Source organism: Allobosea sp. GW821-FHT03A12 (assembly GCF_058986765.1).
This window is the reverse complement of record NZ_JBYSVZ010000009.1, coordinates 108384-132933: the sequence shown is the minus strand read 5'-3', so window position 1 is coordinate 132933 and position 24550 is coordinate 108384. Positions and strand designations below refer to the sequence as shown.

The 24550-nt window shown below is 61.0% G+C and carries 28 protein-coding genes and 4 pseudogenes; 11 read left to right on the top strand and 21 right to left on the bottom strand.

Annotation, left to right across the window (positions count from 1 at the left end):
* Nucleotides 1–5: 5 nt before the first annotated feature.
* Nucleotides 6–242 (bottom strand): hypothetical protein, encoded by a 237-nt coding sequence (locus tag AC3WLC_RS29445; RefSeq protein WP_493687442.1) that lies wholly within the window; start codon nt 240–242, stop codon nt 6–8.
* Between the two features lie 364 nt (nt 243–606).
* Between AC3WLC_RS29445 and AC3WLC_RS29440 the strand changes: the two genes are divergently transcribed.
* On the top strand, nt 607–876 hold the full coding sequence (locus tag AC3WLC_RS29440; RefSeq protein WP_493687441.1) for a hypothetical protein: 270 nt from the start codon (nt 607–609) through the stop codon (nt 874–876).
* Here AC3WLC_RS29440 and AC3WLC_RS29435 read toward each other — a convergent pair.
* From AC3WLC_RS29435 to AC3WLC_RS29370, 14 genes are all read right to left on the bottom strand, one after another.
* On the bottom strand, nt 873–1073 hold the full coding sequence (locus tag AC3WLC_RS29435) for a hypothetical protein (RefSeq protein ID WP_493687440.1): 201 nt from the start codon (nt 1071–1073) through the stop codon (nt 873–875). The genes AC3WLC_RS29440 and AC3WLC_RS29435 overlap by 4 nt on opposite strands.
* Before the next feature lie 446 nt (nt 1074–1519).
* A complete protein-coding gene (locus AC3WLC_RS29430) occupies nt 1520–2593 on the bottom strand; it encodes a PAS domain-containing protein (protein ID WP_493687439.1) in 1074 nt (357 codons plus the stop codon).
* Nucleotides 2594–2690: 97 nt separating this feature from the next.
* On the bottom strand, nt 2691–2936 hold the full coding sequence (locus AC3WLC_RS29425) for a hypothetical protein (protein WP_493687438.1): 246 nt from the start codon (nt 2934–2936) through the stop codon (nt 2691–2693).
* Nucleotides 2937–3060: 124 nt separating this feature from the next.
* Nucleotides 3061–3264, bottom strand: coding sequence for a CsbD family protein (locus AC3WLC_RS29420; protein WP_061966307.1), 204 nt, complete (start codon nt 3262–3264; stop codon nt 3061–3063).
* Between the two features lie 42 nt (nt 3265–3306).
* Nucleotides 3307–3708 carry a PRC-barrel domain-containing protein gene (locus AC3WLC_RS29415; RefSeq protein WP_493687459.1) on the bottom strand — a complete coding sequence of 134 codons (402 nt, stop codon included), beginning with the start codon at nt 3706–3708 and terminating at the stop codon, nt 3307–3309.
* Between the two features lie 160 nt (nt 3709–3868).
* A complete protein-coding gene (locus AC3WLC_RS29410; RefSeq protein WP_493687437.1) occupies nt 3869–4714 on the bottom strand; it encodes a transglutaminase-like domain-containing protein in 846 nt (281 codons plus the stop codon).
* Nucleotides 4715–5353: 639 nt separating this feature from the next.
* On the bottom strand, nt 5354–7450 hold the full coding sequence (locus AC3WLC_RS29405; RefSeq protein WP_493687458.1) for a catalase: 2097 nt from the start codon (nt 7448–7450) through the stop codon (nt 5354–5356).
* A 232-nt stretch (nt 7451–7682) separates the two neighbouring features.
* Nucleotides 7683–8963: a phospholipase D-like domain-containing protein gene (locus AC3WLC_RS29400; RefSeq protein ID WP_493687436.1), complete on the bottom strand. Its 1281-nt coding sequence runs from the start codon at nt 8961–8963 to the stop codon at nt 7683–7685.
* 250 nt (nt 8964–9213) lie between these two features.
* The gene (locus tag AC3WLC_RS29395) at nt 9214–9594 is read right to left on the bottom strand and encodes a hypothetical protein (RefSeq protein ID WP_493687435.1); all 381 of its coding nucleotides are present in this window, start codon (nt 9592–9594) and stop codon (nt 9214–9216) included.
* Nucleotides 9572–10033, bottom strand: coding sequence for a hypothetical protein (locus AC3WLC_RS29390; protein ID WP_493687434.1), 462 nt, complete (start codon nt 10031–10033; stop codon nt 9572–9574). Before AC3WLC_RS29390 ends, AC3WLC_RS29395 begins: the two co-directional genes overlap by 23 nt.
* Nucleotides 10034–10049: 16 nt before the next feature.
* Nucleotides 10050–10265, bottom strand: a complete 216-nt coding sequence (locus tag AC3WLC_RS29385; RefSeq protein WP_493687433.1) for a hypothetical protein — start codon at nt 10263–10265, stop codon at nt 10050–10052.
* A 6-nt stretch (nt 10266–10271) separates the two neighbouring features.
* Nucleotides 10272–10418, bottom strand: a complete 147-nt coding sequence (locus tag AC3WLC_RS29380) for a hypothetical protein (protein ID WP_493687432.1) — start codon at nt 10416–10418, stop codon at nt 10272–10274.
* Between the two features lie 327 nt (nt 10419–10745).
* Nucleotides 10746–10937 carry a hypothetical protein gene (locus AC3WLC_RS29375; RefSeq protein ID WP_493687431.1) on the bottom strand — a complete coding sequence of 64 codons (192 nt, stop codon included), beginning with the start codon at nt 10935–10937 and terminating at the stop codon, nt 10746–10748.
* A gap of 385 nt (nt 10938–11322) precedes the next feature.
* Entirely contained in the window at nt 11323–11691 is a 369-nt protein-coding gene (locus AC3WLC_RS29370) for a hypothetical protein (protein ID WP_493687430.1), read from the bottom strand.
* A 268-nt stretch (nt 11692–11959) separates the two neighbouring features.
* Between AC3WLC_RS29370 and AC3WLC_RS29365 the strand changes: the two genes are divergently transcribed.
* The 5 genes from AC3WLC_RS29365 to AC3WLC_RS29345 all read left to right on the top strand — a co-directional run bounded on the left by AC3WLC_RS29365 (nt 11960) and on the right by AC3WLC_RS29345 (nt 14849).
* Complete coding sequence (locus tag AC3WLC_RS29365) at nt 11960–12835, top strand: hypothetical protein (RefSeq protein ID WP_493687429.1); 876 nt, start codon at nt 11960–11962, stop codon at nt 12833–12835.
* 106 nt (nt 12836–12941) lie between these two features.
* Complete coding sequence (locus AC3WLC_RS29360; protein WP_493687428.1) at nt 12942–13796, top strand: alpha/beta fold hydrolase; 855 nt, start codon at nt 12942–12944, stop codon at nt 13794–13796.
* A 113-nt stretch (nt 13797–13909) separates the two neighbouring features.
* The gene (locus tag AC3WLC_RS29355) at nt 13910–14314 is read left to right on the top strand and encodes a GFA family protein (RefSeq protein ID WP_493687427.1); all 405 of its coding nucleotides are present in this window, start codon (nt 13910–13912) and stop codon (nt 14312–14314) included.
* A complete protein-coding gene (locus tag AC3WLC_RS29350) occupies nt 14311–14637 on the top strand; it encodes a hypothetical protein (RefSeq protein ID WP_493687426.1) in 327 nt (108 codons plus the stop codon). The genes AC3WLC_RS29355 and AC3WLC_RS29350 overlap by 4 nt, the downstream gene beginning before the upstream one ends.
* 14 nt (nt 14638–14651) lie before the next feature.
* Complete coding sequence (locus tag AC3WLC_RS29345; RefSeq protein WP_493687425.1) at nt 14652–14849, top strand: hypothetical protein; 198 nt, start codon at nt 14652–14654, stop codon at nt 14847–14849.
* Nucleotides 14850–15133: 284 nt separating this feature from the next.
* Here the strand turns inward: AC3WLC_RS29345 and AC3WLC_RS29340 are convergent, their stop codons facing one another.
* A complete protein-coding gene (locus tag AC3WLC_RS29340; protein ID WP_493687457.1) occupies nt 15134–15757 on the bottom strand; it encodes a DUF6766 family protein in 624 nt (207 codons plus the stop codon).
* 382 nt (nt 15758–16139) lie between these two features.
* Here AC3WLC_RS29340 and AC3WLC_RS29335 point away from each other — a divergent pair, with 382 nt between their 5' ends.
* Nucleotides 16140–16268, top strand: coding sequence for a hypothetical protein (locus AC3WLC_RS29335; protein WP_493687424.1), 129 nt, complete (start codon nt 16140–16142; stop codon nt 16266–16268).
* A gap of 380 nt (nt 16269–16648) precedes the next feature.
* Here the strand turns inward: AC3WLC_RS29335 and AC3WLC_RS29330 are convergent, their stop codons facing one another.
* Complete coding sequence (locus AC3WLC_RS29330; protein ID WP_493687423.1) at nt 16649–16948, bottom strand: PRC-barrel domain-containing protein; 300 nt, start codon at nt 16946–16948, stop codon at nt 16649–16651.
* 277 nt (nt 16949–17225) lie between these two features.
* The gene (locus tag AC3WLC_RS29325; RefSeq protein WP_493687422.1) at nt 17226–17690 is read right to left on the bottom strand and encodes a hypothetical protein; all 465 of its coding nucleotides are present in this window, start codon (nt 17688–17690) and stop codon (nt 17226–17228) included.
* Between the two features lie 1808 nt (nt 17691–19498).
* Here AC3WLC_RS29325 and AC3WLC_RS29320 point away from each other — a divergent pair.
* From AC3WLC_RS29320 to AC3WLC_RS29310, 3 pseudogenes are all read left to right on the top strand, one after another.
* A pseudogene (locus tag AC3WLC_RS29320) lies at nt 19499–19726 on the top strand (LuxR C-terminal-related transcriptional regulator); the annotation flags it as partial.
* A gap of 41 nt (nt 19727–19767) precedes the next feature.
* A pseudogene (locus tag AC3WLC_RS29315) lies at nt 19768–20132 on the top strand (response regulator).
* Between the two features lie 12 nt (nt 20133–20144).
* Nucleotides 20145–20672: pseudogene (locus AC3WLC_RS29310) on the top strand (response regulator transcription factor); the annotation flags it as partial.
* A gap of 88 nt (nt 20673–20760) precedes the next feature.
* Here AC3WLC_RS29310 and AC3WLC_RS29305 read toward each other — a convergent pair.
* From AC3WLC_RS29305 to AC3WLC_RS29295, 3 genes and pseudogenes are all read right to left on the bottom strand, one after another.
* A pseudogene (locus tag AC3WLC_RS29305) lies at nt 20761–20972 on the bottom strand (transposase); the annotation flags it as partial.
* 89 nt (nt 20973–21061) lie between these two features.
* Nucleotides 21062–21850, bottom strand: coding sequence for a metallophosphoesterase (locus AC3WLC_RS29300; RefSeq protein WP_493687421.1), 789 nt, complete (start codon nt 21848–21850; stop codon nt 21062–21064).
* Between the two features lie 56 nt (nt 21851–21906).
* Entirely contained in the window at nt 21907–23010 is a 1104-nt protein-coding gene (locus AC3WLC_RS29295; protein ID WP_493687420.1) for an HAD family hydrolase, read from the bottom strand.
* A 309-nt stretch (nt 23011–23319) separates the two neighbouring features.
* On the opposite strand from AC3WLC_RS29295, the gene AC3WLC_RS29290 reads away from it, so the two are divergent.
* Complete coding sequence (locus AC3WLC_RS29290) at nt 23320–23763, top strand: hypothetical protein (protein WP_493687419.1); 444 nt, start codon at nt 23320–23322, stop codon at nt 23761–23763.
* The last annotated feature ends 787 nt before the right edge of the window (nt 23764–24550 follow it).

Here is a 24550-nt window from a genome sequence, read left to right as displayed (position 1 = left end):
TTCGCTTATCTGTCCTGGATGGCGAGCATCTCGCGGATCAGGTGATCGGCTTTGGCCTGCGCGGCGCGAAACCTATCAAGATCGGCCACACCGCCGTCGGAGCCAAGTGCCTCCGTAGCCTCCGCAACCGCATCCTTTAGGCTGTCGAGGCGAACGCGTAGGTCTTGAATCACAGCCGGGACAATTTCGCTCATCGGCGCAATGTACGGCACGAAGCGAAACGCGGCGCTGTCAAATGCCAATTCCGCCGTGGCGCAGCTGTCAGCGAGATCGAGCGGTATATGCGCGCAGAGACGAGCCCGTGGACGCTGCAAACACAATCGGTGCCGGCAACCTCCGTCATTATGCCCTTCCTATCTGGAAAGGAGGGCACGGATGGAAATCATTCTCATTACTATCCGGCTGCTCAAGCCCTGCGACCGTGGTTCTTGGGCACCTCGAATGTGACATCCGTGGTCATGAAATGTGCTCCAGGGAATGCGGTATGATCGGAACGCCAGTTTTCCCCTGGCGTTCCAGATCAGCTGGCCGCCTTTACTGCGGCAGAGCGCGGAACATCTCTCCGGCGGCCGGAGTAGTTGTTCCGCCGGTAGGAGCGCGGCGCAAATGGCGAACCTGTTTTTTGAGATTTCGATGCTCGCATTCGAAGCGCAACAGGCGATCTGGCTGCGCGCTCTCAAGCTTTCGACCGGCGGCGCGGCCAGCGACCGTGAAGCCGAACGGATGGTCACCGAGAAGGTGGCGGCCGCTCAGCAGGCAGCGACAAGGATGATGCTCGGTGCAGCGCCGGTCACCATCATCCGCGGTTACCGGCGTAAGGTGCGAGCCAATGTTCGTCGCCTCTCAAGGAAAACCGTCAGGCCGAGAGCGCGCTAGTCCGTCGCCAATTCAGGGGGGCCGAGACCGCCGAGCTCGCCAATCTTCGCCTCGTACTCATCCGCAAGAGCACTCAGCGTCTCGTTCAGCTCATAGTCGCCCGTTGCGTTCGAGAGGCGCCTGTACCTAGCCGCGGCAGTGTGCAAGAATGCTATTTTCTCGGCCACCGTCTCACCCGGAATATCGTAGTCGTCCACCGATGACGCTTCTGAGAGCGGGATGAATGCGAGCCGGCTCTGTGCGTTCCCGAGCCGATAAAACTGGGATCGGCTCGTTCCCTGAGGTGACCAAACATTCACCATAGCCCAGCGCCATCGCGCTCTCCGCCTTCTGATCCGGAACCGCGTCAAACGACACGACGTTGACCCGGTGGGCAGGGAGCATGAATTGTGGATCTGTTCATCGCGGTCACAATGGGAATGGTCGCATCGGTCGCGATCGGGTGGGCGGCGTCAGACCGATGGCATCTGTAGGTCCAACGTGCGAGCACTGCCTGTTGGCATCCGACCGGCCTGCGGGACCAACGCCGGGCATGCCTGATGCTGACCTCCCGGCAAGCCCGCTGGATTCGGGGCGCCACACAAGCGGTGAGTGACCAAAATACGGTGGCGACGCCTCCTTGAATTGGCCGGCCTGAACGGGGTTACCGATCCAGACCGTTTCGCTGCATCGATAGCAACACGGCCAATCCTTCAGCCTTCCACGTGTATTGAATAGCGCAACCTGCAATGGATCTGGCAGCGCGGTCGATCATGATGGAGCCAAAGCCCGTATGCTCGGGACGGGCTCCTATCGCCGGACCTCCAACTTCACTCCAGAGGACGCGGACGGCCTGCTCATCACACTCGACCATGATGGATATCGATCCCGTTGGTGACGACAATGCGCCGTACTTGACCGAATTGGTCGCCATCTCGTGGACGATGAGCGCTAAGCTGGTTGCCGTTTGCGGGCCGATCGACGCGTCGTCGCCTACAATGCTCACCCGGTCCGCCGCCCCATTCTGGTAGGGCGCGAAAAGGTCCGTCATGAGCTTCAGGATACCGCCGCCAGATCCGCTTTTGGGACGACCCACGAAAGAATGAGCGCGGTGGAGTGCCGCGAACCGTTCTTCGAGTCTCGCTGCGAACGGCCGGCTCTCCGGCTCGCTCCGCGCGGCCAGGCGCACGATGCTGTTCACCACCGCGAAGATGTTCGCGATGCGATGTCCAAGCTCACGCGCGATCAGTTCGGAACGCTCTTCAGCATGCTTCCTCGCCGTCACGTCGATATGGGCTCCACGGAGCAGGAGCGGCTCTCCGGACTCGCCGCGCTCGATCTCCGCCTTGGCGAGGATCCAGCGGGTTTTCCCGTCGCTGGGCCGGACGATGCGGTACTCGACCTCGTAGTCGGTGGAGCTGCCGCGGACAGTTTCGAGGAAATGAGAGAGGACACGGTCCCGGTCATCGGGATGGATGCGCCGAACCCAATCCTCATGCGTCTCGTGCACCGCTTCTGGAGGAAGGCCGTGCACCGCAAGGTATTCGGGCGAGCGCGTGTTGCGGAACTGGCCACCCCGCAGATCTACGGTCAGGCCGCCGATCTGCCCGATCTTCTGGACACGAGCGAATTCCAGCTCACGTTCCGTCAGTCGCGCCTCGACCCCGGACGCCTCGCCTTCATTCATTCGAACGCCCTGCCAACTGATCTGGGCCCAAGGCAGCAAATCATGGTCCATGAGTCAAACAGAGGAGCGGTTCGTGACCGGCAGGGGGCTCGCCAAGCGCGCCTCATGGGCGCTGATCCAGCCCGAAAACCGCGCCCGGGCTTCGGCCTTACCGCATGGCAAAGTGGACCGCGAACCCCGCGATGCCGGTCAGCAAAAGACCAACGACGAGTACGGCCAGGACTGGAACGCCTAGAAAGCCCTGACGAGCTTCCACCGGCGTTTCGACAGCTGGATCAGCAGTGGTGTGTGGATCCGGATGCATCGGGGTAAGAGCCTCCCCACCCGGCGTCTCCTTCTGGCGTTCCGCGCGAGCATTCGCGGCACGAATTTCGGAATGGTTTGGATTGGTCATTCTTGATCTCCGCGTTGGCGCGCCGGTCAGAAACTCAGCTGAAATGACAAGGCCCGCCGCTCGTGGAGAGCAGCGGGCCTTCGCCCGAGCCTTGGCTGGACAGCGCAGGCTCGCGCGTTCAGGCTCACCAGGTCTGGCGATTGTACCAGGTGTCGACGTCGGTCTTCACCTTGTCCTTCTCGATCCCGTAGCGTTCCTGGATCTTGCCTTCGAGCTGGTCGCGCTTGCCGGCGATGACGTCGAGATCGTCATCGGTCAGCTTGCCCCACTGCTCCTTGACCTTGCCCTTGAGCTGCTTCCAGTTCCCTTCGACGCGGTTCCAGTCCATCGCGGATCTCCTTCAAATGTCGGTGGGGATGTGGCCGAGAGATTACTTGCTCCAGCGGCCTTCGTATTTGAACTCCGGCGCGGCCTTTAGGGCGTCCTTCGTCGTGTCCATCGTCGCCGACCACTTCTTGTCGTTCTCGGAGTAGACGACGTTCACAGCGGACGGCGTCACCACGACATTGCGCTCGCCGATGCCGAGGAAACCGCCCACCGAGAGGATCAGGCCGGACAAGTTACCGTTCGAGACGACGAGATCCTTGATCTCGCCGACGGTCTCCTTGGCGTTGTTCTGGACGTTGAGACCGATCAGGTTGCTGCTCAGAACGTCGGTCGGCTGCGCTTTGACGTAAACCTCGCGCGTGGCAGTCGTCGCGGTCTGCGCCTGCGAAGCGGTCGCTCCAACGAACGACGTGGCAACGGCAAGAGCGACGATCAAATTGCGCATCATGTATTCTCCAAAACCGGATGACCCAGCCGCCGGATCAACGTCGCCCCATGACGGTTGTTCCGTGTCAGTTCGGACCTGCGACAAGGCATACACGGAGCGGCGATCGGCTATCCGGTGAGCTGCGTGCGGAGTCGAGATAGCCTGCCATCACAACGGCTTACGCGGCATGCGCCGCGGCGGGAGCCACCACCTCTTCCGTGATGACCTCGAACCGTTGCAGGATGTGCGGACCGAAGGTGTGGATCATCGGAATGTCGGCGGCATCCCGGCCGCGCGCAACGAGCACACGCCCGATCCGGGGCACGTTGTGACGCGCATCGAAGGTGTACCAGCGTCCGCCGAGATAGGCTTCGAACCAGGCGTTGTAGTCCATCGGAGCAGGATCGGGCGGCACGCCGATGTCGCCGAGGAAGCCGTTGCAATACCGCGCCGGGATGTTCATGCAACGGCAGAGGGCGATGGCGAGATGGGTGAAGTCGCGGCAGACGCCGACGCGCTCGTTCATCGCCTGCATCGCGGTTCGCGTGTTGCGCGCGAACTGATAGTCGAAGCGGATCTGCGCGTTGACGAAGTTGCAGATCTGCTGGACCCGGTTCCAGCCGGGCGCGAAATTTCCAAACAGGCTCCAGGCAGCGCCCGAGAGCTCGTCGACCTCGCAATACCTGCTGGACAAGGTGTATTCGAGGACGTCGGGCGGCAGGTCCGCCGGCCAGATCTCCTGAGCGGCCTTGTCCCATTGATCGGGCACGCCGGAGTCGCTGACGACCGCATCATGCGAGAAGACCGCGCCGCCAGCCGGCACCGCGAGCCGCCTGCAGCGATTGCCGAACCCGTCCGTATAGTCCGATGCGATGATGGGAGCGCCGGTGCTCAATGCCGAGATGCTGGGGCCCCGCCCCTGAACGAGATCGGCGTCGCGGCTTGGGTGAGGGTCGAGCAGGAGGATGGCGGGGGTAGGCTGGGCGGTGACGATTTCGATGCGATAGCCGACGCGAATGTCCATTGCGCTGTCCCTTTGCGATGACGAAAGCGCAACACCCCGCGAACGATTGGGTTCCTACACCGAGTGCTGAAGAAAGCAGCACTAGGGCTGCGCCCTGTGCGGGCGCAGCTCCACGATTACTTCAGCTTTAGGTTCGAACGATTGAGCAAGTCGGTTATCGGATTCTGCGGGCTCCGAGGCTGGTGGGCCCGGCCATCCTGCCGCTTGGCTCCCACAATCTGTGCTTCCCCGATTACGCGCTCTCGATCATCGGAGTCCTTCACCCGATACTGCGGTTCCCCGTCAACGAGGGACGGCAGAAGCCGTGAAACGATGTACGTGCCGATGGCATCGGTGTCGTGAAAGCCGAAAGCCAGGCTGACACGATCACCTACCTCATATTGATGGTCCATGTTTGCTCCAAGCCACAGCCTAGGAAGCAGAGCCGAATTGCACATGCCTCGCGGCGCCAGGCTCAATTGGCCGTCGCACAATAGCAGGGCCTGCCTTGGAACGAGCCATCATTTGACAGGGTCCTGAATGCCTACGCTGTTTTCAGCGATATAAAGCCCCGCCAGCTTGGCCGGAGTAGCCTTTCAGCCTTCAGCCCTTCACTCAGTGAAGGGTTTGATCGTGAGCCCGCCGTAGACTGGACCGGCGTCAGGCCAAGGATCGAACACTCCGCTCTCGGTCCCATTGCCGCGTTCGCGCGGCGGCCAGGAAATCCGCAGTGTTGAGCGCTAGATCGACCACGCCTGCATCAGCGACTATTCCCGCCTTATCTAGCAGCGGCTTGGCATCAGCTGTGAAGCCGACGGCCTTGAGGTGCCCAAAGGCGTCCATCGCGAATGCGATCGCCGCGCCCTCCTTCAGCAGGTGCGCGCAGCCTTCCTGGGAGAGAACAAGAGCAACTGCATCGAAGATCACGGACGGTGTGCCGGCAAGCTGGCCATCTGCCTTGAGGATCTTGCCATTCTTCAAGGTCACACCGCCGATCTTCGGCGCCACAATCTTGACCGTGCCGCCTTCTGCCTCGACCCCCTTCCTAACCGCGTCGACCGTCGCGCCATCGGCTCCATCGGTGACAAGAATGCCCACCACTCGGCCTTTCAGCGTCTCCGGATATTTTCCCACGATCCTGAGCGCGGGCGATAAATCCATGTTTTGGGGGGTGAGTGCAGCCTTTGAAGGCTTCGGCGGCGGCACGTTCAAGCCCTCAGCGACGCGTTTTGCCAAGTCGGCGTCAACATTACCCAGGTTGGCCAGTACCCTGTTGCGGACATGCTCAAGCGTGACCTTCGAGAGCTCGAAGACGAGCGCGCTGGCTAGATGCGCCTGTTCGATCTCGCTCTGCGAGCGGAAGAACAGACGCGCGTGGCTATAATGGTCCGCGAAGCTCTCGGCCCGCAGCCGCACCTTATGCTCCTCGACCGGCACAGCGGCCGTGCGGAACCCGCCGACCGGATCCTCGCGCGGACCACCCTCCTCGCCGACTTCCGACAGGCTGTTGGGTTCGTAGTTGGCGCGGCCTTTGAACACTTGCGTCTGCATGTGCCCGTCGCGCTGGAGATTCTGAAAGGGACAGCCCTTCGCCTTGTTGATCGGCAGCTGATGAAAATTCACCGTGCCGAGCCGCGAGAGCTGGGTGTCCTGATAGGAGAACAACCTGCCCTGCAGCAGCGGGTCTTCCGAGACGTCGATGCCGGGCGGCAGATTGGTCGGGAGGAATGCAACCTGCTCGGTCTCCGCGAAGAAGTTGTCCGGGTTGCGGTTCAACACCATGCGGCCGATTACGCGGATCGGCACCAGCTCCTCAGGGATCAGTTTGGTCGCGTCGAGGATGTCGAAGGGCAGAGCATCTGCTTCCTCCTGGCTCAGCAACTGCACGCCGAACTCCCATTCTGGGAAGTCACCCTTGTCGATCGCCTCGTACAGATCGCGGCGGTGATAGTCCGGGTCGGCGCCTGCTATCTTCACGGCTTCGTCCCAGCAGGTCGACTGGGTGCCGAGCTTGGGGCGCCAATGGAACTTGACGAAGGTCGGCCGGCCCTCGTCGTCGAGCAGGCGGAAGGTGTTGACGCCAAAGCCCTCGATCATGCGAAGCGAGCGCGGGATGGCACGGTCGGACATCGCCCACATGACCATATGCGTCGACTCGGGCATCAGGCCGATGAAGTCCCAAAAGGTATCGTGCGCACTCGCTGCCTGCGGATAACCACGGTCGGCTTCCATCTTCACCGCGTGGATCAGGTCGGGAAACTTGATCGCATCCTGGATAAAGAAAACCGGGATGTTGTTGCCGACGAGGTCCCAATTGCCTTCACGCGTGTAGAACTTGACGGCAAAGCCGCGCACGTCGCGCGGTGTATCGACCGATCCGGCGCCGCCCGCGACAGTTGAAAAGCGGGTGAAAACTTCGGTCTTGGCGCCGACCTCGGTCAGAATTTTGGCGCGCGAGAATTCCGCCAAGGACTCTGTCAGTTCGAAGAAGCCATGGGCCGCTGACCCGCGGGCGTGAACGATGCGCTCGGGAATGCGCTCGTGATCGAAGTGCTGGATTTTCTCGCGCAGCACAAAGTCTTCGAGCAAAGTCGGACCGCGTTGGCCGCTCTTGAGCGAATTCTGGTTGTCGCTGATGGGAACGCCGTGATTGGTCGTGATGCGCGCCTCAGGACCGCTGGACGACTGGTGCAGTTCCCCACCCGATCCCAGCCGGGAGGTCGTGTCGTTTGAAGCACGTCCTTTGGAAGTTGCCATGACGGTGTCCTCGTTGCTGATGCCGCTGGCCACCGATCGGGAGTCAAAGAGGCGACTCTCATCTGAAGTGCCAGTCTCTCAACTCGACTTGCGGCCGGTCGTTCCGATGACGTCCAATTTGAAACTTGGTTGGCGGCCCCGGAGATTGCACCGCATAGCTCGCCGCCTTGGCCTCTCGGCGCGGGGGCCAGCTGGGCGCGCGGGAATGCGATCGAATTCCTTTGATATCTTGTCAAATCTGCGAACGGCTGAGGCTGGCTAGCCAATCCGATATTTTCTTGCTGACCGGGCGATTCTGCCAATCTGAAAAGGTGTAGGGCCGAGAAACGGCGGCGTCCTGGTCGAACAACACCGTCTGAGTGCGGGCGAATTCCGGATCAAACAGGTTGATGTTCGCCTCGTCGTTCAGCCTCAAGGCACGATCGTCAATATTCGTCGACCCAACCGACGTCCAAAGATCGTCCACGATCACAAGCTTGCAGTGGAAGAAGGTGGGCTGATACTCGCTGATTGCGACCCCGGCCTGGAGCAATTCGCCCCACAGATGGCGGGATGCATTTCTCACGACGCGCGCATCGGTCTGGGGACCCGGGACGAGGATCTGGATGTCGACACCCCGTTTCCGAGCCTCGAGCAAATGCCGGCGCGTGAGCTCGTCCGGCACGAAATAGGGCGTTGCGATCCGGATGCTCTTTTGCGCGGAGGCGAGCGCGGTCATGAGCATCAGGTGCATGACGTTGCGTTGATGGGTCGAGCTGACGACGACCTGGGCAGCATGGCTTCCCTCCGGGACAATCTCCGGGAAGAAGCGGTCGCCTAGTAGCAGCTCACCGGTTGCCTCGATCCAGTGCTCGGCGAACGCCGCCTGGAATTCGGCTGCGGCTGGCCCTTCGATGCGATAGTGGTTGTCGCGCCATTCGTTCGGCGAACGCGCATCGCCGTTCCATTCATCGGCAATGCCGACACCGCCAGTGAAGCCTATGCGCCCATCGACAATAAGCAATTTGCGATGCGTGCGATTATTGATCCGGTCCAAGGAGTACCAGGCGATCGGGCGAAACCGGACGACCTCGACGCCGGCACCCCGCATCCGCTCGATCAGCTTCTCTTCCATCGGAAGGCTGCCGATCCAGTCGAGCAGCACCTTCACGCTGAGCCCCTCTTTAGCCTTCGCGGAAAGCGCCTCCGCGAAGTCCTCGGCAATCGCGCCGCGCCAATAGATATAAGTCTCGAAATTGATCGTCTGCCGTGCCTCCCGAATGGCGCGCAGCATCGCGGGAAAGATCCGGTTGCCGTTGACGAGTGTCTCAACCTTGTTCCCGGGGATGTAGTTCGACCCGAACAGGGCGCCCATCGATGTCTTGAGCTGGCGATCCGACGAAGCCAGATGGTGCGGGATCGGTGCCCTTAGTTCCTGAGGCTCGGGCAGCAGGTTGCTAATGATGAGGCAGCCGACGGCTCCGACAACCACCGAGAGAACTGCAATAATCAGTGAATGCCGTCGAAGTGTCATGTGCGTGGAAACACGAAAGGACGTCGACCTTCCAGCGGGTACCCGCAGATCGTGGCGACAACTTAGAATCCTTGTAAAAAGTTCCTCGAACCTGACGGATGCCCGAATTTCCAAAAAAGAAGCCCCGCCGGGATCACCGACGGGGCATTGTTGGGCCTCCAGCCCTTCGCCCTACCTCGCGGCGAGCGCTACCAAGAATTCCGACGTCTCAACGCCCGACCACACGGTGGGTTCCCCGCAAAGCGAATGTTCAGTGAGACTTTCGGTATCGCTCGATAGCACGGCGTGCCAAGTCATCCTCACGCGCGGCGGCGCGGTGGCGGATCGCGCTGCTGGCCGGCTTCGAGCCCTTGCGCCACCGCCGATAGTCCTGCCGGTCTTCGGCATCCTCGGCGAGGATCTGGCGGATCGTGCCGAGCTCGTCGGCGCAGCGGCCAGCTTCTTCAGTCGCCTTTTCCTGCGCCAGCGCTAGGCGGGCGATGCCAGCCGCGATCTCCTTGACGACCGTCATGTCGGCGATGTAGCCGCTGCGGCCGAGGAAGACGAAGCCGATGCCGACGCCGAGCATGACCAGCATCTGCAGGCCGGCCGGCAGTGCGGCGATCCATTCAAAGCCCGGCGGCATCGGCATGTGCTTTCTCGGCCCGGCCGGCGTCGGTCCAGACGCGGCGGATATTGTAGGCATCGAGCCCGAGAACCACGCCGGCATAGCAGACGATCAGGAGCGGGCGCTCGGTCGCGAGGAATCCGGCGAAGACCGGGAACCAGACGCCACAGGACAGGAAGGCGCAGGCGCCGCGCACATGCGGCGACCATCGGCCATACCAAGTGCCGGCGAAGGTGCCGTTGACGACGAGGGCGACGAGCCGCAGCGAGCCGATCACGATGCAGGTCCAGCCCCAGACGATCTCGTCGGCAATGTTCGCCAGCCCGCCATAGCTCAGTGACGCGTCGAAGAGCGCGGGGTAGTGCAGGAAGAGCGAGCCGAGCCAGATCAGCAGCGCGGCAAAGTCCCTGGCCCGCGCCGGAAAGTGGTCGGTGATGCCGCGAGCGACCCTGACGATGATCACCGGCCGGCCCTCCCGTTCAGCGGCCCGGCGCGGGAGCGGCGCGCACCCCTAGCTTGGCCACCAGTTTCTCGGCGATCTCGCCCTCGGTCAGTCCGAAATGCGCGACTGCGTCGGGCACGGCCGAGCGCACATAGGCGAGGCCGTCCGCGACGCCCGGGCTGGCGGCGTCGAGCCGCATGGCGAGCGTGCCGGAACCGAGACGCGCGACAAGCAGGCCTGCCGCATTGGTCACCGCCGCCTACAGAGCATCCCGACGGGAGGCTTCGACGTCGATACCGGCCTTCTCCTTCAGCAGCTTGAGCGCATAGCCCAGGCCGGCGAGCAGCAGGACGGGGGCGATCTCGATCAGGACCGGGCGCAAGGCGTCCAGCAGCGCGTTCAACATGATGAAGCTCCGATATCAGGGGATAGGCGGCAGGCCCGGCCGCCGGCGGGTTGTCAAAAGATCGCGACACGCCTCGTGAAGCCGGCTAATGTGCCATGGAAGAAAAGGGGCTGACGCGATGAACAAACGATCGATGGCCTATTGTCTGAGGCGGCTACGAACCCAGGAACTCATGAGAAAAGCGAGGTCGAGGCAGAGATTGGAAGCTGCGTTCGTCTTCGCGGCTGAGGCGGCGGTGCTTGCGCCCGGTGATGAATTATCACGCGACGAGTTCGTCCCGCCTTGGCCCAGCATTATCAAGATCAGCTGAGCCACGCCGTAGTCTGATCAGAGGCGCGCGGCATCGAGTGCTGCCATGAACTGGCGGTAGAAGCTGGCGATCTCCTCCCAGTGGTCGGTGACGTTCCCCGTCCGCCGGGCGTTCTTGAGATCGTCAGGGCCGCCGGTCGGCAGGTAGAAAGCGAGGCACTTGGCATCGCCGTTCCAGCGACCATCGAGCAAGCCCCTGAACACCTTCACGCTCATAGTTCTTGAGCCACGTGAGCTGGACATAGCCGCGCCCATAATAGACGTGGCCCCAGCGCCCCGCCGGCCTGCCGTACTTCGTCGGGTAGTGGCGCAGCACATAGGCGCACGCCTCGGCATCGGTCTTCTTGAAACCCTCGCGCACTGGGACCATGCCGGCGCCGACCTCGCGGCGCGCCGTCGCCAGCCCATAGGCCAGCGTCTTGGCGCGATCGTCGCCGGTTGCCGCGAAACCGTCTAGAATACCCCTCAATCCCGGCGACCTGGGCTTTCGACAGGCTCTTGCCGAGGCCAATCGACGGCGTTTGGCTGCGGCGGCGCGAAGCAACGGTGCGCCGCTTATCCAAGGGCAAGCTTTGCTGAGCTGCGCCGCGACCCGCTATTGCGGACGCTGCATTTCACGCTGAGCTTCCCAAGCGCGGATATCGAAAACCAGTTCCGCAAGCTCGTTCGCCTCCGGCGTGCCTTCGGCGTAACTGGCGAGCTCCGTCACTCTTTGCGTCGCCGCCTCGTACTGCTCCAGCGAGTTGATTGGATTGGTCATGGCTGCTGTTGCGGGAGAATCCTGCGTCAGCCGATACGCATTGACGGCATCGATCAAGCCGACTCTCTCGGCCTCTTCGTCCGAACCCTCTGGCGCGATCGACAGCTCGGCGATCCGTGCCTCGGCGGCCAAGCAGTCTTCGGAATTTTGAATGGCGTGTCCGCCGAAGCCAATCTCGGGAGTACTATGCATTTCGGTCCTCATGGGTGGATGTCCTGAGAACCCAACCTTGGGCGCGAACCGGTGTTCCGTTCGAACCGTTGTCGCCCGCGCAATGCGTCGGCCCCGTGCGGCCTTAAACCGATGTGCCTATGTCGGAACATCCCGCACGAGCGCTCGTTTTCTTGCTGCGCAGCCAATCTTGGCGCGCCTGCGGGAGAGCTCCAATGAACGGCATCATCTATATCGTCGGTCTCGTGGTGGTCGTTCTTGCCATCCTGTCCTTCCTCGGCCTCCGCTAGGAGATGATGTCATGGCAATGGACACAACAGACGTGGTCGTCGTCGCGCCGGGAACCGGCGACAAGTCCTCCTATCTGGACTGGAGCCCAATCTTTGGCGGCGCTGTGATCGCGGCCGCAATCACCACCATCATGGCAGCGTTTGGCTCAGCCATCGGCCTGTCGATGGTGTCGGCCGACGCATCCCGTTCGTCTGGCCTCACTGCCCTGGCGATTGCAGCCGGACTCTGGGCGCTTTGGGTGACGATTTCTGCGTGCGCTGCGGGGGGCTATCTAGCGGGGCGTATGCGTCGGCCAACCCTTGATGCCTCAGTTCACGAACGTCATGTGCGCGATGGGGCGCACGGCCTGGTCGTCTGGGCGGCTGGCGCCTTGCTGATTGCGATGCTCACCAGCTCGGCGCTCACCGGAGCGGCTAAAACCGCGGCTGCTGGAGCCGCAGCCGCGACAACTGGCGCGGCGGCTCTCGTGAGCCAGCAAGCCGATCCTCTCGCTTCGGCACTCGATTCCGTGATGCGCTCCAATGGCGCGCAGCCGGTTTCGGCGCAAGAGCGCGAAGAGGCATCTCGGATCCTGACCCGCAGCTTGGCCAGCGGCGCGCTGGATCCAGCCGACAGAGGGTACATCGCGAACCGTCTCGCCGCACGCGCAAATATTTCCCAGGAGGACGCCGAGAAGCGGATCGACGACGCCTATGCGAAGCTCAACCAGGCAAAGGAAACAGCCAAGCAAGCTGCCGAACGGGCTCGGCGGATGGGCGTCATCACGGCTTTCCTCACTGCGGCCGCACTGCTGGCAGGTGCGGCAGCCGCTTGGTTTGCAGCTGTCCTCGGCGGCAAACATCGCGACGAGGAGATCGATCTCAGCGCGCTGATTGGATCGCGCTAGAGCGGGATAGCTCAAGGGAACTTGGATCCCATTGGTTCGCTACGCCAAGCCCGCGCCCTCAAGGCGCGGGTTATTGGTTTGCTGTATTACCGGGATGGTCGCACCGATGTTCGACGGTTTCACACTCGATTTCATTGAAGTATCCGAGGCTGTGTTGCGCGTCCGGCATGGTGGCAAGGGGCCACCGTTACTCTTGCTCCATGGCCATCCACGCACGCATACGACATGGTGGCGCGTAGCGCCTTTGCTGGCAGAGCACTTCTACGTCGTGTGCCCGGATCTGCGCGGGTTCGGTCAGTCTTCAAAACCAAAAGACACTGCCGATCACGCCGAGTCTTCGAAACGTGCCAAAGCCAAGGACTGCGTCGAACTCATGGCCAAGCTGGGGTTTGAGCGCTTCTTTCTGGCAGGCCATGACCGCGGCTCTTACACCGCTTTTCGGCTTGCTATGGATCATCCTCGTGCTGTGAAGCGCCTGGTATTGATGGACGGCGTGCCCATCATCGAAGCGTTGGAGCGCTGCTCTGAAACATTCGCGCGCCTTTGGTGGCATTGGTTCTTTTTCTGCCAGCCTGAAAAACCGGAACGCGCCATTCTTGCCGATCCGCTGCGCTGGTATGGAGGGACGGCCGAAGCGATGGGGGCCGAAAACTTCGCCGATTTCCATGCGGCGATTCACGACCCCGAAACAGTCCACACCATGATCGAGGATTACCGTGCGGGCCCCGCCGTCGACCGTGTTCACGACGCGGTAGACCGCGTGGCGAAGCGGACCTTGCAATGTCCGTTGCTCTGCCTCTGGTCCGAACGCGATGACCTTCCTACGCTCTATGGGGATGTCTTGGAGGTGTGGCGGACCTGGGCACCCGACCGACGCGGTCACGGGATCCCGAGCGGCCATCACATGGCTGAAGAAGCACCGGAAGCCGTAGCCCAAGCCATGGTGCAGTTTTTCGCGTAACGACGTTACGTGCGGGGGCGAACGCCGCTTCAGCCCGTATTGCCGGGAACCACTCCCTGCCAAGCGCTGTTTGTTCGCCGTCAAGGGCCGAACAACTTCGCGAGGGCGTATCCGTGAAACTATCTGGTGGCTGCTATTGTGGACAGGTCCGCTACGAAGTCGACGGCGATCCCATCCGTGTCGGGATCTGCCATTGCGAGACGTGCCGTAAGGAGTCGGGCTCGGCCTTCTCTTTCTTTGGCATCTGGCTGAAGGAAAGCACCACGCTGTCCGGTGAACTCGGCTGCTGGAAAAGCCGGGCTGGAGGCCGCCGCTTCTGCCCCGCATGCGGATCGTCACTGTTCGATTGGGAAGACGGCTCCGACAAGATCGAGATCAAGCTCGGAACTCTCGATAATCCGCCGAGCGCTCTTACGCCTGCTTATGAGCTCTGGACCGTGCGGCGTGAACCTTGGCTGGCGCACCAAAAGGGAGCTGAACAGCATACGCGCGACCGGGACTTTGCTGAGCAATCATGAGGCCTCGCGAATACCCGGTAACACCGGATGGCCGTTATTTCCTGGTAGGGGGGCGCCTGTGGCGCGCCACCAACCCGGCCATAGCAGACCCGCAGCGGGATCAATTGATCGGTGCGCTGATGGATGCGCGGCGCGCCGTCAAGGACGCCAGGCGCGGTGTTGGAAACCTTGCGGAGGCCCGCACTGCCGTAAACGCGGCCAAAATCGCGCTCGGTGAACGCGGTCCCGTATGGTGGGATGACGACGCCCCCGACTACAATCGGCACCTCGCCAAAAATACACCCTACGCTGCCTGGGCGCACGCTGTCCGCGGCCACGGATAACCGAGAGAAGCTCGATGCCCAAAAAACCTGCGCTGCTGCTGCGCGTAACCGATGTTGAAAGCGTCACGGTCAGCGGTGATCCGCTGGAGGGCGCAATCATCCGCTTTTCCTTGAGCGACGACACCAACGATCTTGAATCCATCTTCCCGCGGTGGCGGTCGTCCGCCTGCAAGCCATGCTACAAGAGGCCGACAGCCAGCAGGCCAACCTGACTACCCAGCATTAGGGCAATCGACCGGCGCTAATCCACTTTCAACTTTCCAAGATTCCCCGGCAGGCCGGACACAGGCAGGTCGTCGGGGCTCAGAATGCTCCCCGGCTCGGGGTGGGTTTCCGGTCCATGCGCATTCTCACCAGCAGGAGCCTCACCCCATTTGCGCAAGGCTTCTATGAGAACGGCCAGCTCGCGCGCCGCCTCGGAGCCTTCCGGCGCGTCGCTCCGCGCGTTGGCGCGCTCGCCGCCGCGGGACCACGCAATGGCCAGGCGCTTCGACCCTTAGGCCCCCGTGTCGCTGTTGCGCGCGCTAACGGGCTTGGACTCCGGCGAGCCCTTGAAGCGTAGGAAAATCGACAGCACGACCAGCACCGCGGTCGACAAAAATTCCGACTGCCAGTTCTGGAAGGACTCGAACCAGAGTTGTGCATCGGTCAGGTAGGTCAGTGCCGACTTGATTTCTGCGTTGTGCAGCATCGCTTCATGGTTCGACGCCGCAGCACTCGCCAGCCAGTGCAGGACGAAGCTCAGAACGAACAGCGCCGCCAATGCGAGGCCCAGCGAGTGCGCATACAGCCAGGCGCGGATAGGGCTTTTCCCATGGCAGGCCTTCGGTAGCGCATCGCCCACGCGGCCGGGATCATCGGGGTCTCTCGATTCCGCCGAGCCTCTTTGAAACAGCACCGCCGTCAACATCACGTAGGCCGATATCTGCAAGAATTCGCTCTCCCAGTTTTCGAAGAGCGCCGACAAAAATGAGCCCGACGAGATATACGCCAGCAAGTCCAAGGGGGCTTGGCCGTGCTTTGCCAGCAGGTCGTTTTCGACCTTAAGCCCGGACGCTACCATGCCGACAATGCACAGCACACGATCTTTTGGAAATCGCTGCCAGCTGGCTCCCTCCAAATGGTGGCTGGCGACTGCCTTCACGGTGATCACGATTCAAATCGTGCATTCTGGAGCACCTGTTCCCCGGTCCGGAACCTTCGTCAGCCCGGCGCATTGAGCGGACATCTCCCTCTCATCAGCCGGAGGATACGATGTCTCAGGGCAAACACCGTTCCGATGAAACAGTCGGCCAACCGCGCAGGGCCACCGACAGTCGCCCGCGGCCGGAGTCGGGGACGCCGACCGAACAGCCTGCTCCCGCCGAACCTTCAGAGATCGGCGATCGGCGCAGCGAACAGAAGCCTTCGGCCTCGCCAAGCCCGCTTGATCCCGGTCGACCCGCCAAGGCGACTGACCACTAGAGAGACTGGAAGTAGATTCAGTTGCGTAGGAGGATGCGATGCGTACACAGCCGAAGCGTGCCGAGCTGAGCGAGACGATTGCCTACGCGCTACCCGTCCGTCGAGAGCTTTATCGCGAGTTCTGCCAGGACGACGACGGCAACCGCCACACCGTCATAGTCTACTGACCATTTCCTCATCTGAGCGTCACTGATTACGCCCTTGAAGACGGTACGCCGGTGCGCTTCGTCGACGACTGCCTGTTCGAGATCGAGTCCACCGGGCGAACGCTCACGAGGTGTCCCTGATGCCCGCTATTGCAATTTGGCTTCTGCTTGTTGGAGCAATCCTGTACGCCATCGCATCAACTTCGTTTCGATGAGCCTCGAAGCTGACGGCAACACGGGAATCTGGATGAGGCTCGGTGTCACCGTCGCCGCGAAGCCGATGTCGTCCTATCCGCCCGCCGAGCCGCCCATGACCTATTTCCGCCTCGCCGGCCGCGAGGTCAGCACTAGAGCGAGGAGTGGAAGAGACCAGGCCTATTGGTGCCACGGCAGACGGCAGCTTACGGGTCGGTGCGCTCCGGCATCGCCGTGAGCTTATCCTTGGTCCAAGTCGTGATTGCATGGACGTTGCCATCCTCATCGCGCAAGAATTCAAGCTCGTCCAACTGCATTGCAACGGGCTTTGCGCCGATGCCGAGGAAGCCGCCCACATCGATGACAGCCAGGGCGCCTCGACCTGCTCCGTGCACATCCGAGATGGAACCGATCTTCTCGTCGCCGGGGCCATAAATTGTGGCTCCTTCGAGAATGGCGGAAGTCAGGTCGGTTTCGGCAAGATGCGTGTGATTTGAATGGTCCATAGGATCCTCCCACTTTGAGGACAATGAACGAGCGGCAAAAAGAGGTGTTCCGGGGCGGAGGCGAAACTCGGGTGCGAGCCAAGGGGGTTCGAAGAAGTCGCCTCTCGCCGATAGGCCGAGGCAGCGCGTCATCTCGGCGAGAGGCTAGGCGCCAGGAGCCACAAGCGCCGCACGGTCAACTCGGGATCGGGGTAATTGATCCCGACACCAAAAAGCGCCCTCTTGGAAAGGTTCAAATCTGCAAAAAATCCCCGCCGTGGCCGATGTCGCGAGCGCCCTACTCCGATCCCTTTAGCAAATCGATCAACCTCTCGATACGGTTCAGGTCGCGCTCATAACGGCGATGAATTTTTATCGTAACATCGGCGCCGTTCCACTCGATGAGCGCCGCACGTTCCAAAAATGGTTTCAAGTCGGCTTCGAGCTCTTGTTTCCATGTGCGCAGGATGGATGCCGGGGTATCCTTCTTCGTAACAGGGTCGAAGGTGCGCTGATCGCCGGGGTCGTGCGTGGTCGCTGCCGCAACGCTCTTCCCGGTCCTCATCATATGCGCAATTTCACATGCGATGTCTGGATAGTGAGCGTCGATCTCCGGTCCAGGAATCCCTGCCATCTCGGCGTCGAGCTTCAGCTGCTCGGCCAGGCGAACGCTTTTGTCCTCCTGGCCCTCCCGAATGTCGTGGCCGGGAGGCACTCGCTCCAGCAGCCAAGCTTCCACGAAATCGATCACTTGCTTTGTCATGGCACGCCCCTATATCTCCGCCGCCCCGATGGCGGGCGGTCGGTCAGGCGAGAGAGACAGGGCTAGTTGGCCCGATCTCCTTGCGGCTGCTGCAATAGTGCAAGCGCCACGCCCGCGGCATCATAAACATTGGCCATTGACAGCAGCGTTTCGACGACTTCCGGCTTGGGACTCTCGCGAGCACGCGGTAAACTGCTGCAGCTGGATGGAAAAGCGCGATCTGGTGGGTTTTCCTGCTGCCGGGGAGCCGATCACGTTCGTGCATTGGCTTGGCCCCCGGCCCACTTTGTCCCCTGTAAGGTTGAACAGTTTCGGCAGCAGATGTGTTCCGCCAGCCAAAAAAGACTGGCCCCTTTCGGAAGCCGGGCTGGCAGATGCCGGGCATCGACTTCTTAGACCCGGGGAGCGGCTGCCTGCGGCGATCGACCTCTGATAGGTCTCTACTCACCGCGCAGAAGTTCTCCGCTGCCATCTGATAGCGTCGCCATGCCTGAATACGAGTGTCAGCAGGCTGCATCGAACTATGCTGATTATGGGGGGCATCGACATCGAGAAGCTCATCGGGATCGAGCCCTGCCGATCTGCACAATGCTCGCGCGATGATCTCAACCCGTTTTGCGACGCCGGCGGATGGGCGACTTTGCAGCGCCTGCGTCAACCTCAAAAGACAGGTCCGTTCGCACCGCGCCGTCTAGGAGTGATTGGCTCGGCGAAGCGCCTGACGCTGTCGTGAGAAACTGCCGACGCAAAGCTTGCGTGCAGTACAAAAAAGCCCCGCGGGCTTGAACCAAAGGGGCAGAACGCTCTGAAGGAGACCTCTCGCCGCCACAATGGCTGGGGGCGGAAAGGACGGCGAGAGGGGCGGCGCCGGGCAAGCAGCGCCTACCTGATCAACGACGGATCATCTCTCTTGTTCCCGCTGGTCCAGGAACCGGGCGATGGCGGCGTCTACCAGTTCGTTGTCAGCCGTCCCGGACTTCAGCAGACCAGCAACGATGTGCGCGAGCCTGACCCGCTCGCTTTCGGACCCCATTGGAAGCAGGTCTCGTTCTAGGAGTTTGGCCCAGGCCGCGTCGAGAACGCGACCTGCCTGAGCCAGAGCGTCGGGATCGTGGAGGGATGAAAATGGCATCTCCTTCCCCCAATGTGCCGAAATCGGAGGCAATCTAGTGCGGGCGCCGGCACTTTCAAGATTTCAAAAATGGGCGCTGACTGACGCAACGCCCGAGATGGTTGTGAGCCGCCGTTCACAATCGCGAAGGATCGATTGGACAAGTCAAGCACGCGGAGCCAACTGCAAAGCTGAGTTCAGTTCGCCGCGCAAACCGAGGCTGAATATGACCGCTCCAATCGGCTGGCTCTATATGGCGGCCACTACCTTGATCGGGTGGGCGTGCTGGCTTGTGCTCAATCCGTAGCTGCCAGCATCTCAGACCGCAAAAACATTCGCCCCGCTGGCGGGTGCCAGCGGGGGTAAGTTGACCTGTCTCTCCATCGGTACGGCAAAAGAGCGCCGCCGTGCCCTCTCATGGTCCACCATTACGGCGGCCGGCGAGCGGCGATTTCCAGCACCAGCTGCTCCAGCGCCTTCAGCCGCTCGTCATGGCGAGCCATCAGCGCATCGAAGCCTCACACCTGACCGAGAGCATCATCTGAAACGAAAAAGGCCCGGCCGCGCGAGCGAGACCGGGCCAGTTCAACAGGGAGGCAACAAAGCCGAGCAGGCAGGAGCCACTCGACAGCCGACTGAGCCGACTGAGTGATCACGACCATCGGCTCGCCAAATCTCGTCCTTCGTGCCAGCATGCCGCAGGGGTAGGGCTTGGCGATGCGCGCTGCAGAAGCAGCGTTATCGCGAGCTTTCTCCGCAAGAGCGGGAAGTACTTCCGCTGGTGGCAAGCGGACTGCTCAACAAGCAAGCTGCCGCCGAACTCGGAACTAGCGAAGTAACCCTTCAGATTCATATAAGAAGCGTTATGCAAAAAATGGCAGAGGCATCGCTTTCAGAACTAGTGCGAATTGCGGGGCGACTGTGAATACAAATTCAACATTCGCGCCGGATGGAATGATACTAAGAGTGACGGAACATAAACATGTTGTGGCCGTCGTTGATGATGATCCAAGATTACTCGAATTGCTCGAGTCCGCGGGCTACGCGGTTCGTTGCTTCCCGTCCGCGCTAGCGCTGAGCCGGGTCGGACTGTCCGGGATGGATCTTCTCATCACCGACGTTGGCATGCCCGGTCTAAACGGCTTCGAGCTGCACGAACTCGCCAACCGAGAGCGTCCGGATTTACCGGTCTTCTCATTACCGGGCGTCACAAGCTCGCCGAGCAAATCAGGGCGAGTTCAGTGGAGAGCTTCTTCTGCAAGCCATTTGACGGCCAGGCCCTACTCGCGGCGATCGCGAGGGCATTAACCCAACAGGGACGTAGAAGGTGAACATGGTCATTGACCGCTCAGGCGCTGCTCGATTCCGGCACGCTCGACCAGCCGGGATGTCTTATTCTCGACGTGCGCATGCCCGGCTTTAACGGCCGCGACCTACAGCGCCATCTCGCCTCAAGCGGGAACCCCAAGCCGGTCATCTTCCTCACCGCGCATGGTGATATCCCCATGACCGTCCAAGCCATGAAAGCAGGCGCGGTGGATTTCCTGACGAAACCCGTTCGCGACCAGACGCTTCTGGATGCGGTCAACGCGGCGATTGAGCAGGACTCGGTAGGAAGAATGGAAGCTGCGAGGATCAAGGAATGTGTCGAGCGCTTGCAGACACTGACGCCTCGGGAGCGTGAAGTTATGTCAGGAATTGCACGCAGCCGCCTTAACAAACAAATCGCCTTCGACCTCGGCATCAGCGAGGTCAGGGTCAAACTGCATCGAGGCAACCTGATGCGGAAGATGGAAGTTGCCTCCCTCGGCGAACTGATCAGGGCGTGGGAGGCTCTGCCGGCCGGCATGCGTATGGCGAACGCCGCTTAGCCTTGGTGAGGCCGGAGCACAGGAATCGATGCTCGAGAATTCATGGTCTCAGGTTGATACCTCGTCCATTCGCCGGAATAGGTTGGCGAAGGATCAGTGTGCGCTCTAGTAAGTGTCTTTTCCTTGCCGGATCGATCGATGGCCGGCCGATGTTGCTGTAGAACGGCCGCAGATGCGCGCGGCTGCCAGACAGATCGACGAAGCGGTCGATCGCGCGGCAAGATGCTGAGACGGAACATGCCGCTCCAGGCTGAACTCGTAGAACAGCGCGTCCTCCGCCACTGTTCGCTCGCCCATCATCGGCCGCCCTCGTTTCCGAGGATGACTGAATCAGGATTTCAAGCCCGCAGCAACGCGGACTCTTCAATACGATCGGCCAAGAGCCGCAATCAGACCTCAATGACACAGCGCGGGTCGAAGCCGGGATTTTCTCGATCACCGTGGAGATTTGGATAGCCGGCCTGGTTGGCCAAGACACGGGTACGCCCGACTCTGTAGTCATGTGATCCGTGATCATGACCATGAATCCAGAGCTCGGGCTGGTACCCACCGATCAGAGCGCTCAGGTCCGATGCAAAGGCAGGCGAAAGTGCGCTCCCCTGGTGCCGGGGCTGGACCGACCCGGAATGCGGCGCATGGTGGGTGACGACAACCGTTGGCCCGTGGTGCTCGGTCGCGAGTTCACTGCGAATGAAGGCCAGGTCGAGCCGGTGCTCCGCGGCTGCATGCCAAGGCATGAACCGGCTGTAGTGGCCGTCGTCCTCGCGATACCGGATCAGACGATGATCGTTGAGCTCCTGCCCGGCCACAATCATCGAGATTTTGGGCTTCCGTAGCAGCCTATAATCCGTCCACAAGATGCAGCCGATGAAGCGCACACCATCGATAACGACCGACTGGCGAGCGAGAAGATTGATGTCCGCCGCCGCCGCCGCCGCGCTACCGTCGACGAGAGCGGATTTCATCTCGCTCCCGTAAAACTCATGGTTGCCGGGCACATAGATGATCGGGCGGTCCTTCAAGGACTTCTGCCGTTCGGACTGGATCCATTCGATCGCCGCGGAGATCGGTTTTCCAATGTCGCCGGCGAACACTGCGACGTCGAAGTCCGGGAGAGGCGAAGGGAGTTTGAATGGACCGAATTCGAGGTGCAGATCGGAAATGACGAGCAAGCGCATGCAGCCTCCAATCGATTGAGATCGAGGGAACTCGAACGGATGCGGGCCGGCGGCTGTCAGCCTGCCTTTGCCGCGGCAATTCGTTCGAACAGTTGGACGACGACGGGCGGGGCATAAACGGACGCGTGCGTCGCGTAGGACGCCTCAAACTCAGCGATAGGCATCGCGAAGGCGCCTGCATCGCTCGGCCCAATAACATCCGCCTCTCGACTATCGCCAGTGAACAGAACCTCCGACGGCCTCAGCCCAAGTTGGCTGCACACCATTTGATAGATCTCGTATTGAGGCTTCATCAGTCCTGCTCGAAATGACAGAACAAGCGCATCCGGAACCCCAGGAAGCTGAGCGAGCAAGGCCTGTTCGTAGGGAGCTGCCAAGTTTGAGCAGATTGCGATCTTGAGCTCTGCGCGCTGTAGTGCTGACCATACTTGTTCCATGCCCGGCCGCCGTCGCGTCGAAGCGCACTCCGCCTCGATATCTGCTTCGAGTTCGGCAAGCCGCCGCTCGCCTTCAGGGATGGCCAAATCTCGCGAGAGCTCCCGCAAGCCCACGGATTGGGTGAGTGCTCTCACGGCGAGCATGCTCGAAGGCTCGTTCCGGAGCAGCGAGCGAAATGGACGGCGCTTATCGACGATCTCGACAACGGTGCCGAACGCGTCAAAGCAAATGGCCTTGATCCCCTCAGATGGGATGCCCGTCCACACGATGTCGCTCTCCGAGTAAGCCGGCACATCCGGAGCGATCTCGGTCCGCGGGCTTACGCCCTCTCCCGCTGCAGAGAGGTGCCGCCGAACCGCCATCTGTTCCTCGAATGACCCGCAAAGAAGCTCGAGCGGAGCGCGGCCGTGGAACGGAGCAAGCCGACGCGGGCGCGACAGCCACCTTCGCTCCTCATGCGCACCCGCGATCGACATAAAGAGCTGACGGAGGTCGGCAAAAACACCAAAAGCAACGGAAACACGCATCAACGTATCGGTTTCGAGGGCGAGTGATTTGTGTTGTTGGGCGATCTCAGCCCATTCGCGTAACGTCGCGACGTCGCAAGCCAGCAGGCTTGACTGCTGCTCTTCGGATAAATTCCATCGGCGCCCAATGTTTAAGAAGGTCCGCATCGCCGGTGCGCTCAGGCGAACGCGTTCCTCGAAGCTCCGTTCGATCATGACAATCCTCGTATTGGAGTGAGCTTCCTGGCCCGAGATAGCGACACACTGGCGCGCAGCCGGAAAATCGGCTCCGCGCTTCAAGCCATTGCCACGCCAACGGACCAGCGCGGGTACTGTGTCAAAAGTGATTGGGTGGGAATTGCGCGCCGCTGCCCTCGACCGACAGCAGCGCATTTGTCATGTTTAACGTACGACAGAATCCGACATCGACCGACAGCCCGAAGCTCCCTTTGTGCGGCCCGCCGTGACCGGTAGATCCGATGTCAGAGTGTCATGGGGAACTTAGTGAAGAGCGCAGCAGCACGGATGACATCTCCGTCCAAAACCCGATCGCCGAAGGAGAAGCCGCCGAGCGCTGATAGGCCGTTCAGCGAGGAGTGCTATTATACAAGTTCTATAAAATTATACCACCTCAATGAATCCGGACCGGCAATTTTGACCGGCCAATCGCTTCTCCCCCTCCCCCCAGATGCGCCGATTCCAGGCTTTATCTGCAAAGCAGCACGACTGCTGTTGGATAAGGCGCAAGCCTGGCTTTGGGAAAAATCCGCGGTGTCGCGTAAAACGATCAACGACTTTGAAAGTGGTGCCATTCAGCCAAAAAAAGCATTAAATATGCGCATTCGGCAGGCTCTAGAAGCCGCCGGAGCCAATTTTGTCAGCGGCGAATCCGTCATTGGAGTCGTGGTCTATACCAAGCCGGCGCTGAAAGCGAAGCCCGCCCAATCGACTGGCCAGGCCGCCCGTTAACCATACCAGCAAACCGTCAATGCAATAATTTATACATTCTATATAATTTTATCGTTGCTAACCCTTGCAACGATTGTCCGCGGACGCTTCCGCAACGCATGGAGCAACACGCCCGCGCCTACTGGCTAGCCTGGACTTCTCCCTATCGCGAGGACTTCAATGATCCACGTTGTGCGGCCCATTCCCACGCAAGCACGAGCTGCGATGCGCTCAGCACCGATCGCTAGCTCAGATTGGCAACGCCCACATTCCGCTCGCCGCTGGCCAGGCGGAAATCCTATGGACGACCCATCAATCCTCGATGAAGAGTTCGATGAGATGGGTTGCGAGGTGCCGACGCTCCTCCGCATCGTCAACCAGCCGTAGCAGCCACAGCACTCCTGTGCCCTTGGTCGCCATAGAAATAGGCCAGGAGTGCACCCTTCCCCAAAACCGGCCTGCCTAGCGAAGGTGCGCACTCTAAGACCGAGGTGAGCGAAGTTTCGACGCCTAGTGCGGTTGCCGACACTCGATCGCGCGCCGCGGGCGTTCGCCCCGTTGTTACTTGATCCAATTCAAGCTCAAAGAGAGACGGGAGGCGATCATGTATTAAAATCAACATGCGGGTATCCAGTCGAGTAAGACGACCCGAAATGTGGTGGGATCGTCACCAAAATATGCGGCCAATTGTCGCGCAACCGGCGCAAAAATCAAATTAAAGAGACTTTTTTGACGTGTAGAAAATACCAATTGGCGCGTCAGAAATCTCGTCAAATTACTATACTGATTTTTAGGAGAAACATTTTCA